The sequence below is a fragment of the Photorhabdus sp. RM96S genome (assembly GCF_042879335.1).
GTDB lineage: Bacteria > Pseudomonadota > Gammaproteobacteria > Enterobacterales > Enterobacteriaceae > Photorhabdus > Photorhabdus kayaii.
Genome location: NZ_JBHFKT010000011.1, coordinates 117,626 through 129,338 on the forward strand (window position 1 = coordinate 117,626; position 11,713 = coordinate 129,338).

Consider the following 11,713-nt stretch of genomic DNA (forward strand, 5'->3'; position numbering starts at 1 on the left):
AAAACAGGCCCCTAAATGGGGCCTGCAAGGAGTCTTTCATGCAAAATTCACAAGATTTTAGTATTACAGAACTATCATTGCCCAAAGGGGGAGGCGCTATCACGGGAATGGGGGAAGCGTTAACCCCCACCGGACCGGATGGTATGGCCGCGCTATCTCTACCATTGCCTATTTCTGCCGGGCGCGGTTATGCGCCCTCATTCACTCTGAATTACAACAGCGGTGCCGGTAACAGTCCATTTGGTCTGGGTTGGGATTGCAACGTTATGACCATCCGCCGACGCACCCATTTTGGCGTTCCCCATTATAACGAAACCGATACTTTCCTTGGGCCGGAAGGCGAAGTACTGGTAGTAGCGGATCAACCGCGTGATGAATCGACATTACAGGGTATCAATCTAGGCGCTACCTTCACCGTTACCGGATACCGTTCCCGTCTGGAAAGTCATTTCAGCCGATTGGAATATTGGCAGCCCAAGACAACAGACAAAACAGATTTTTGGCTGATATATAGCTCAGATGGGCAAGTACATTTACTGGGTAAATCACCGCAAGGGCGGATCAGCAACCCGTCAGACATCACACAAACAGCACAATGGTTGCGGGAAGCTTCCGTATCACCACATGGTGAGCAAATTTATTATCAGTACCGAGCCGAAGATAACTTAGATTGTGAAACTAATGAAACTACGCTCCATCCACAGGCCACAGCACAACGTTATTTACACATAGTGTATTACGGCAACCGGACAGCCAGCGAAACGTTACCCGGTCTGGATGGTCGCGGCCCATCACAAACAGACTGGTTGTTCTACCTGATATTTGATTACGGCGAACGCAGTAACAACCTGAAAATGCCACCAGCATTTACAGCAACGGGTAACTGGCTTTGTCGTCAGGACTGTTTTTCCCGTTATGAATATGGCTTTGAGATTCGTACCCGCCGCTTATGCCGCCAAATACTGATGTATCACCACCTGCAAGCGCTGGATAGTAAGATAACAGAACACAACGGACCAACGCTGGTTTCACGCCTGATACTCAATTATAACGAAAGCGAAATCGCCAGCACGCTGGCATTTATTCGTCGAGTGGGACACGAGCAAGACGGTACTGCCGTCACCCTGCCACCATTAGAATTGGCGTATCAGGATTTTTCACCGCAACATAATGCTCACTGGCAGCCGATGGACGTTCTGTCTAATTTTAACTCTATTCAGCGCTGGCAACTAGTTGATCTAAAAGGCGAAGGATTACCGGGCCTGCTATATCAGGATAAAAACGCCTGGTGGTACCGTTCCCCACAGCGCTTGGGTGAAATTGGCTCAGATACCGTCACTTGGGAAAAAATGCAGCCTTTGTCTGTTATCCCTTCCTTGCAAAGTAACGCCTCACTGGTGGATATCAACGGAGACGGCCAACTTGACTGGGTTATCACCGGACCGGGATTACGGGGATATCATAGTCAACGCCCGGATGGCAGTTGGACACGTTTTACCCCACTCAACGCTCTGCCGGTGGAATACACTCATCCACGCGCGCAACTCGCGGATTTAATGGGAGCCGGGCTCTCTGATTTAGTGCTGATCGGCCCTAACAGTGTGCGTTTATATGCCAATACTCGTGACGGCTTTGCCAAAGGGCAAGATGTGGTGCAATCCGGTGATGTCACGCTGCCAGTCCCGGGTGCCGATCCGCGTAAGTTGGTGGCGTTTAGTGATGTATTAGGTTCCGGTCAGGCGCATCTGGTTGAAGTGAGCGCAACTACAGTCACCTGCTGGCCTAATCTGGGGCACGGACATTTTGGTCAACCCATCACCCTGCCGGGATTCAGCCAGCCAGAAGCTATATTTAACCCTGCTCAAGTTTATCTGGCCGATCTGGATGGCAGCGGCCCAACTGATCTGATTTATGTTCACACCAACCGTCTGGATATCTTCCTGAATAAAAGCGGCAATGGTTTTGCCGCACCAGTGACATTGCGCTTCCCAGAAGGCTTGCGTTTTGATCATACCTGTCAGTTACAAGTGGCCGATGTACAAGGGTTAGGCGTCGCCAGCCTGATACTGAGCGTGCCACATATGGCTCCCCATCACTGGCGTTGTGATCTAACCAGCGCAAAACCGTGGTTACTCAGTGAAATAAATAACAATATGGGGGCCCATCACACCTTGCGTTACCACAGTTCCTCCCAGTTCTGGCTGGATGAAAAAGCTGCGGCACTGGCTGCTGGGCAAACACCGGTTTGTTATCTCCCCTTTCCGGTACACACCCTATGGCAAACGGAAACAGAAGATGAAATCAGCGGCAACAAATTAGTCACAACACTGCGTTATGCTCGTGGTGCCTGGGATGGACGTGAGCGGGAATTTCGCGGATTTGGTTATGTAGAGCAGACAGACAGCCATCAACTGGCTCAAGGCAATGCGCCAGAACGCACACCACCCGCACTGACCAAAAACTGGTATGCCACCGGGCTGACCGTAATAGATAACACATTATCGACAGAGTATTGGCGTGGTGATAATCAGGCTTTTGCCGGTTTTTCACCACGCTTTACGACCTGGCAAGATGGTCAAGATGTTCTACTAACACCGGAAGATGACAACAGCCAATATTGGCTAAATCGGGCGTTGAAAGGCCAACTGCTACGTAGTGAACTCTACGGGAAGGATGGCAGTACACAGGAGAAAACTCCCTACACGGTCACTGAATTCCGCCCACAAGTACGTCGATTACAGCATACCGATAACCGATATCCGGTGCTGTGGTCATCTGTAGTTGAAAGCCGTAACTATCATTACGAACGTATCGCCAGCGACCCGCAATGCAGCCAAGATATTACGCTATCCAGTGATCTATTTGGTCAACCGCTAAAACAGGTTTCGGTACAGTATCCACGCCGACCGCAACCGGCAATCAGTCCGTATCCTGATACACTGCCTGATAAGTTGTTAGCCAACAGCTATGATGAACAGCAACGCCAATTACGGCTCACTTATCAACAGTTCAGTTGGCATCATCTGACTGGCAATGCCGTCCGGGTATTGGGATTACCGGATAGTACCCGCAGTGATATCTTTACTTATGGCGCTGAAAATGTGCCTACTGATGGTTTAAATCTGGAACTACTGAACGATAAAAATAGTCTGATTGCGGATAATGAACCGCGTGAATACCTCGGCCAGAAAAAAACCGTTTATACCAATGGAGAAAATGCAACGCCAACGCGACAAGCGCTGGTTGCCTTTATCGAGACAACGGTATTTAGTCAATCCACACTATCAGCGTTTGATGGGAGTATCCCATCTGTTCAATTATCAACGACGCTGGAACAAGCCGGATACCAACAAACAAATTATCTATTCCCTCGCACTGGAGAAGAGAAAATCTGGGTAGCTCATCATGGCTATACCGATTACGGTACAGCTGCACAGTTCTGGCGCCCACAAAAACAGAGCAACACCCAACTCACGGGCAAAATTACACTCACTTGGGATGCAAGCTATTGCGTTGTCACACAAACCCGAGATGCTGCTGGACTGACAACCTCAGCCAGATATGACTGGCGTTTTCTGACTCCTGTACAACTCACGGATATCAATAACAATCAGCACCTTATCACGCTGGATGCACTGGGCCGACCAATCACACTGCGCTTTTGGGGAACTGAAAACGGCAAGATGACTGGTTACTCTTCACCGGAAAAAACATCGTTTTCTCCACCATCCGATGTAGACGCCGCTATTGAGTTAAAAAAACCGCTCCCTGTAGCACAGTGTCAGGTTTACGCACCAGAAAGCTGGATGCCAGTATTAAGTCAGAAAGCCCTCGATAGACTGGCAGAGCAAGACCGGCAAAAGTTATACAACGCCAGAATCATCACCGAAGATGGGCGCATATGTACACTGGCCTATCGCCACTGGGCACAAAGTCAAAAGGCAACCCCTCAACTCATTAGCCTATTAAACAACGGCCCCCGTTTACCCCCGCACAGCCTCACATTGACTACGGATCGTTATGACCACGATCCTGAGCAACAGATCCGCCAACAGGTAGTATTTAGTGATGGCTTTGGCCGCTTGCTGCAAGCTGCTGCCCGACATGAGGCAGGCTTGGCCTGGCAACGTAATGAAGATGGTTCTCTGATTATAAGTGTCAAGAATACCGAGAATCGTTGGGCAGTGACCGGACGGACGGAATATGACAATAAGGGACAACCGATACGCACCTATCAGCCCTATTTCCTCAATGACTGGCGATACGTTAGCAATGACAGTGCCCGGCAGGAAAAAGAAGCTTATGCAGATACCCATGTCTATGATCCCGTTGGTCGAGAAATCAAGGTTATCACCGCAAAAGGTTGGTTACGCCGAACCTTGTTCACTCCCTGGTTTACTGTCAATGAGGATGAAAATGACACAGCTGCTGAGGTGAATATGTAACTTGATCAACCCCGCCTGGCTGACAGGCGGGAAACATAGATAGAGGTGAAAGGTGTTGTTCATAATACCGTCAAATACTCAACTTATTATCTGGTTGATCATTGGTTTTATTGCGGCTTGGGGCGGATTAGTAACTTTGGAAGCAATAAGGTATGCCCACTGCCACAGCAAACCATCTGTCTCCAGCTAAACTGGGAAATTATCTACTACACTATCGTAAGAAAACTAATATGCAGACAAAAATTGCGATTGCAGAAAGGATTACACACAACAACCCAACAACGAGATAAATCATGAAAAATATTGATCCCAAACTTTATCAAAAAACCCCTATCGTCAACGTCCAAGACAACCGTGGTTTGACAATCCGTAATATCGATTTTCACCGCACCACCGCAAACGGTGATACCGATACCCGTATTACCCGCCATCAATACAATACTCACGGACACTTAAGTCAAAGCATCGATCCGCGCCTCTATGAGGTCGGGCAAACCAACAGTACGATCAAACCCAATTTTCTTTGGCAGTATGATTTGACCGGTAATCCCCTACGTACAGAGAGCATTGATGCAGGTCGCACGGTCACCTTGAATGATATTGAAGGCCGTCCGCTGCTGACAGTGACTGCAACAGGTGTCATACAAACCCGGCAATATGAAACTTCTTCCCTGCCCGGCCGTCTGTTATCTGTTACCGAACAAACACCAGAGGAAAAAACATCCCGTATCACCGAGCGCCTGATTTGGGCTGGCAATAGCGAAGCAGAGAAAAACCATAACCTTGCCGGCCAGTGCGCGCGCCACTATGACACGGCGGGAGTTACCCGGTTGGAGAGTTTGTCACTGACCGGTACTGTTTTATCTCAATCCAACCAACTCTTGATCGACACTCAAGAGGCAAACTGGACAGGTAATAACGAAACCGTCTGGCAAAACATGCTGGCTGATGACATCTACACCATCCTGAGCACCTTCGATGCCACCGGCGTTTTATTGACTCAGACCGATGCGAAAGGGAACATTCAGAGGCTAACTTATGATGTGGCCGGGCAGCTAAACGGGAGCGGGTTAACAGTAAAAGGCCAGACGGAACAAGTGATTATCAAATCCCTGACCTATTCCGCTGCCGGACAAAAATTACGCGAGGAACACGGCAATGGTGTTATTACTGAATATAGTTATGAACCGGAAACCCAACGGCTTATTGGTATCAAAACCCGCCGTCCGTCAGACGCCAATCCATTAAACGCCAAAGTGTTGCAAGATCTACGCTATGAGTATGACCCGGTGGGCAATATCATCAGTATCCGTAACGATGCGGAAGCTACCCGCTTTTGGCACAATCAGAAAGTGGTGCCGGAAAACACCTACACTTACGATTCCCTGTATCAGCTTATCAGCGCCACCGGGCGCGAGATGGCGAATATAGGTCAACAAAGTCACCAATTTCCCTCCCCGGCTCTACCTTCTGACAATAACACCTACACCAACTATACCCGTACATATACTTATGACCGTGGCGGTAATCTGACTAAAATCCAGCACAGTTCACCGGCTGCTCAAAATAACTACACCACGGATATCACAGTTTCTAGCCAGAGCAATCGCGCAGTACTCAGCACACTGACCGAAGATCCGGCGCAAGTAGACGCTTTGTTTGATGCTGGCGGGCATCAGAACACCTTGATATCAGGACAAAACCTGAACTGGAATACTCGCGGTGAACTGCAACAAGTAACATTGGTGAAACGGGACAAGGGTGCCAATGATGATCGGGAATGGTATCGTTATAGTGGTGATGGGAGAAGGACATTAAAAGTCAACGAACAACGGACCAGCAACAACGCTCAAATACAGCGAATAACTTATTTGTCGAGCTTAGAACTTCGTCTAACACAAAACAACACGACCACAACCGAAGATTTGCAAATTATCACCGTAGGAGAAGCGGGCCGGGCACAGGTACGAGTATTACATTGGGAGAGCGGCAAACCGGAAGATATCGACAATAATCAGCTACGTTACAGCTACGATAATCTTATCGGCTCTAGTCAACTTGAATTAGATAGCGAAGGACAGATTATCAGTGAGGAAGAGTATTATCCCTATGGTGGCACGGCATTATGGGCAGCCAGGAATCAGACAGAAGCCAGTTATAAAACCATCCGTTATTCAGGCAAAGAGCGGGATGCCACCGGGTTGTATTATTACGGCTACCGATATTATCAGCCTTGGGTAGGACGGTGGTTAAGCGCCGATCCGGCGGGAACAATCGATGGGCTGAATTTATATCGGATGGTGAGGAATAATCCAATTAAATATCATGATACTGATGGTAGAGCCCCTGAAATTAAAGATGTCGAACACACTGTGATATATGGTTTCAGCCATCACCGCGGATCTGAGATGGGAAAAGCATTCGCAGCTAATAAGAATCCGGTTACCATCGATGAATATAATGCCGGGCTTGGTATCATGGGTGAATTAAGTCTGTCTGATTATTTTAGAATTTCTCAAAATCTTAAAGAAGACAGTCCACCTAAATTGAATGAGGGAAATATAAGAACTAACTCACGTAAATATCTGGATGCAATGGGTATAGAGGAAAGTTCAGCTACTGCTAAAATCAAACAGGAAGCCTATGAACAACAATATGCTTACACTGCGTCATGGAGTTTTCATATGGTAGAAAATAAAGGAAAACTAGATATTCAGAGTAAAATAAAAAACCTTCTACCGTCAAAGGGACTTTTCAGTGGGTTATCCGGCCAAAAACGATTCCAGAAATTAGACGCATTTATTTTAAAAAATAGTGATGGTAGCGATTTCACTATTCAAAGGCAGAGAGATATATTAACGAAATTTGCTTCCGCAGGAAATGCAGGAGAACTTGAAAGCACCTTATCAGCAGCAGACCAATCATGGCTAAAAAATACTATTGCAACGGCATTCTTTAGACAAACAAGTAAATTAGGTATGGATTGGTTTATAAAACAACTAGCATCACCTGATTTCAGATTTGTTATGGCTGGATATAACGGGGAAAAATTGACTATCGAGCAGCTAAATTCAGATAAACCCTGGAAAACAGGAAAAAGAAGGAAAGAAGGTCCGAATGAATATGCCGAAGCAATAACTTTCTCTGAAATTCGCCACGCCTATAGGAAGGGATACAACAGTAAAATAAACTTTATCCAGAAATAATTAGGGACAAGCCATGAGAGAATATTTATCTCATGGCTTGATGACTTTTAACATTCAATATTACATAATTAAAACAATATCTAACCAATTAAAATAACAATACCTTATCTCTCATACTAAAATATCAAATCAGAAATTAATGAATTTAATGGTTCTTTATATTTATTTCTGAGAGCATAAGCACAATACCTTACCGATGGTGCTGGACGTGATTCAAAATTCAAAAATACTATACCTTTATCAATATGGGCAGAATAGCGCATTTCATTGGGAGTCATTAAACTTATCGCGACACCCGCTTTTACCAGATCCAATCTATTAGTAAAATCAGGGATCGTCAATAACGCTAAATTCTGGTATTCAGGCAGATAATTCAATGGCATAAAATTATCGCATTGTTTTAAAAAGGCACTATTATGCTGAACCAAAGGAAAGCTATATATTATTTCATCAACATGACTCTCTGGTTCTAAAATATCATTGGATACGGCAAGGGACAACATTTGATAAGCACCATCTATCCTGATGATATCATCATTATCTGGATAACATTCAGTCGTCACATAAACCGTTATATCCCCTTTCATTAAGGAAGAAAATACTGCATCTTGTCTTATTAAATCATCAATGAGGAAATTGTTGATTATACAAATATCGCGGTAATGATAACGTTGCACCGCTCTTTTTACGACCGTAGATATCTTATTAACATATTCTCCACTTGTGCCAATAACCAATTTGTCTCTGTTTGATAATTTATAATTTTTACGACAATTCCAGTTATCCTCAACTTTCTGGATCCTTTCATAACACGGTAACAACTCCTGATATAATGCCTTACCCTCTTCTGTGAGCTTGGTTTTTCCCGGTAGTCGCTCGAATAATTGGCACCCCACACGTTGTTCCAGTTGATATACGATCCTGCTAAGTGGAGAGGGGGTAATGCAAAGCGTATCCGCTGCTAACGTGAATGACTCTTTCTTCGCTGATTCCATAAAATACTTTAGTTGCTTTGAACAAAATATCATCACATACCCTCTTGTTTTCATTCTAGAAATAGAATATTAACCATAGAACATGACAACGATGTTTCTACTTTGCATTCTTTTACATTAGGACATGCATTAATTGATATTGTATTTCACCACTTTAATTCTTAATATTTGTTTAATAATTACATTATATTTATAAAATAAATATAATTTACCACTATGTTGGAATAATGATTTTAATGAAAACCCAGATCATTTCATTGAATATAAATATATCTTATCATCATTCATATTTTATATTTCAATTTATTACAAAAATATTTCCATTAAACAAACCAAAATATAACATCAAATAATTTACATCAACCACAACTTATTAATATTTCACAAGAAGAAACTAACCACATTTCTTCTTGTTTAAAATAGCCATCATAATGATAGGTTTATAAATTCGTAAAATATTGACCATTTACTCGCTAATTAATGCCCGTATATTGTTCATCGAGCGTCTGTAAATAATCTGCACTGGTCAGGTGACTAATATTACATCCACTTTCTAAACGCGATTTCAGCCAATCAATAATCCGTTCCTGTAATTTCCCTGCTGGCTTATCCAGCTTATCAGCCAATTCACCGTGGTTTTCCCATAAATCGCTAATAAGTGCGAATACCTGACCTTGAAAAGCATAATCAGAATGTAACCAAGCCTCAATTAAATGGTCGCCCAAGACAAAGGGTTGTTCACTGCCACCGTGACCACAATTTTCAGGCCGATAATAAATCTGCGGCTCGGGCATATCGATCATGAGTTCACTTACCGGTGTCAAAAATGCCGACCAATCGCTGACTATCATTGCCGGTAATAACTGACCGAGGATACGCGCATCCATACTGCGTAAGAGCACCTGTTTCTCCTGTAATATCACCTGCTGGCGTGAACGCCAATGATTAAGCTGTCGCGCCCATAAATCCTCACTGCGATAAGCCCAACCCCAACTGTTATCGCTCAGGGTATGGCTATCAAGCAGATGACCGATTACTGACAGACAACCTGACTTAGGCTGAATCAGCCAGGGGCTTTGCGCCAGCATGTGATCCATCGGTGTATTGCTGTATAGCGGAAAAGCCTGCTCTACCCAGTCATTACGATAAAAGAGCGCCACCGGGTTAGGTTCCGCCAGTGAATTGAGCATAAAGAAAACAGGCGGCTTATTAGGCGTAGTCAGCCATTGTTTCCAGTTCATAGAAGTGTTCATACATCCTCCTGGTTATCGATAATCAAGTTAGCTTCCAATTGAGCCTGCACAGCACAAAGCGGTCTGGCAGGATACTTAAGGCGCGACGCCTTCCACCGTAATCAATTGTTTCTTCTCGTCAGGTGGAAAAGGAAAAAGCCAGTCAAAAAAAGTGTCCCCAAACGCCCAGTAAATAAAATAGAGAAATAATAAGGACAGCGTTATCTTCAATATTTTCATACGGACAGTTCCTTTTAATAACAATATTCTCATGTTGGCATTTAGATAAACTGGTGATACGACCTTAGTAGAACGTTACTTTATGTAACGGGTATCTACCATTTGAGTATTGATTTCAATGTGCCCACCGGGGTACTCAACCCATTCACCTTTCTTAGTTACTATAACCTTCGGCATTTTAGTTTCATCCAGCTTAGGTTTAAAGGTGATTTTCCATTCCGCTCCTAGAATTAATTTCAGCCGAAAAGGAAACGAATCTACATTGCCTTGTAAGGAAATACTGTTTGGATATCCTTCGACCATGTTCAAAACCGGGTAAATAACCGGGCTGAAATTTATCGTATTCAATGCACGGGTCTCAGAGGCTTCAGAATAATTTGTTCGCGCTGCATCGTTGATAAAAGCGACTAATCCTGTCCCAAAATAGGGTTCGGCACCTTTCACTAGATGACTAACATCGGTATAACCCACCGCCACAAACGCTCGATTAATTTTCCATTTACACCAGCCTCCACCACTAAAAGGTAATTTTGCCTGAAAATAACCAGTCTCTGGATCAGCCTTTACATCCAGACTCAATCTGTTATAGGTTGGTACCTTATAAGGCGACATACCCGCATCAAACTGATATCTAAGACAGTCTTTTGAGATATATTGCGCAGATACATACGGTTTTGTGTATTTCGGCACAACACCTTCCACCGTAATCAACTGTTTCTTCTCGTCAGGTGAAAAAGGAAAAAGCCAGTCAAAAAAGGTGTCACCAAACGCCCAGTAAATAGAATAGAGAAATAATAAGGACAGCGTGATTTTCAATATTTTCATACGGACAGTTCCTTTTAATAACAGTATTCTCATGTTGGCATTTAGATAAACTGGTGATACGACCTTAGTAGAACGTTACTTTATGTAACGGGTATCTGCCATTTGAGTATTGATTTCAATATGTCCTCCGGGATATTCAACCCATTCACCTTTCCTAGTTACTATAACCTTCGGCATTTTAGTTTCATCCAGTTTAGGTTTAAAAGTGATTTTCCATTCCGCTCCTGGAATTAATTTTAGCCGAAAAGGAAACGAATCCACCTTCCCCAGTAAGGAAACTCTGTTTGGACGTCCCTCAACCATTTTCAAAACAGGGTAAATAACCGGTCTGTAGTCTACAGTATTCACTGCGCGCGTCTCAGAGGCTTCAGAATAATTTTCTCGTTCGGCATCGTTGATAAAAGCGGTTAAACCTGTCCCTGAATAGGGAATAGCATCTTTCATCAGGTGACTGACATCGGTATAATTCGCCGATACATAAGCCCGCTCAATTTTCCATTTACACCAACCCCCGCCACTAAAAGGCAATTTCGTCTGAAAATAACCTGTTTGGGGATCAGTGGTTACCTCCTGATAAAGCACATTATAAGTCGGTACTTTATGAGGTGACATACCCGCATCAAACTCATATTCAAGACAAGATTTTGAGATATACCTTGCAGGGCAAGATCGTGAATATTTTGTTAAAAAAATCAGATTTGACCGACGGTAATAGTTATGATCTCATACTCTCTTTTTGAGAGCAAAAACCATGTGCTTTGATATTTTTA

The 11,713-nt window shown here is 44.1% G+C and carries 6 protein-coding genes and 1 pseudogene; 2 read left to right on the forward strand and 5 right to left on the reverse strand.

From position 1 onward, the window contains the following. The first annotated feature begins 38 nt into the window (after positions 1–38). Together ACGF49_RS09150 and ACGF49_RS09155 are read left to right on the forward strand one after the other, a co-directional pair. Positions 39–4,445 carry a SpvB/TcaC N-terminal domain-containing protein gene (locus ACGF49_RS09150; protein ID WP_387490634.1) on the forward strand — a complete coding sequence of 1,469 codons (4,407 nt, stop codon included), beginning with the start codon at positions 39–41 and terminating at the stop codon, positions 4,443–4,445. Positions 4,446–4,738: 293 nt separating this feature from the next. Further along, positions 4,739–7,651, forward strand: coding sequence for an RHS repeat protein (locus ACGF49_RS09155; RefSeq protein WP_387490637.1), 2,913 nt, complete (start codon positions 4,739–4,741; stop codon positions 7,649–7,651). Between the two features lie 116 nt (positions 7,652–7,767). On the opposite strand, the gene ACGF49_RS09160 is transcribed toward ACGF49_RS09155, so the two are convergent. The 5 genes and pseudogenes from ACGF49_RS09160 to ACGF49_RS09180 all read right to left on the reverse strand — a co-directional run. After that, positions 7,768–8,679 (reverse strand): LysR family transcriptional regulator, encoded by a 912-nt coding sequence (locus tag ACGF49_RS09160; protein ID WP_113042129.1) that lies wholly within the window; start codon positions 8,677–8,679, stop codon positions 7,768–7,770. A 440-nt stretch (positions 8,680–9,119) separates the two neighbouring features. Further along, positions 9,120–9,899, reverse strand: coding sequence for a DUF4123 domain-containing protein (locus ACGF49_RS09165; protein WP_228903139.1), 780 nt, complete (start codon positions 9,897–9,899; stop codon positions 9,120–9,122). 75 nt (positions 9,900–9,974) lie between these two features. Continuing rightward, positions 9,975–10,118, reverse strand: a complete 144-nt coding sequence (locus ACGF49_RS09170) for a hypothetical protein (protein WP_158536545.1) — start codon at positions 10,116–10,118, stop codon at positions 9,975–9,977. Between the two features lie 75 nt (positions 10,119–10,193). Continuing rightward, on the reverse strand, positions 10,194–10,943 hold the full coding sequence (locus ACGF49_RS09175) for a hypothetical protein (RefSeq protein ID WP_228903141.1): 750 nt from the start codon (positions 10,941–10,943) through the stop codon (positions 10,194–10,196). Between the two features lie 75 nt (positions 10,944–11,018). Further along, positions 11,019–11,603 (reverse strand): annotated as a pseudogene (locus ACGF49_RS09180) (hypothetical protein); the annotation flags it as partial. Between the last annotated feature and the right edge of the window lie 110 nt (positions 11,604–11,713).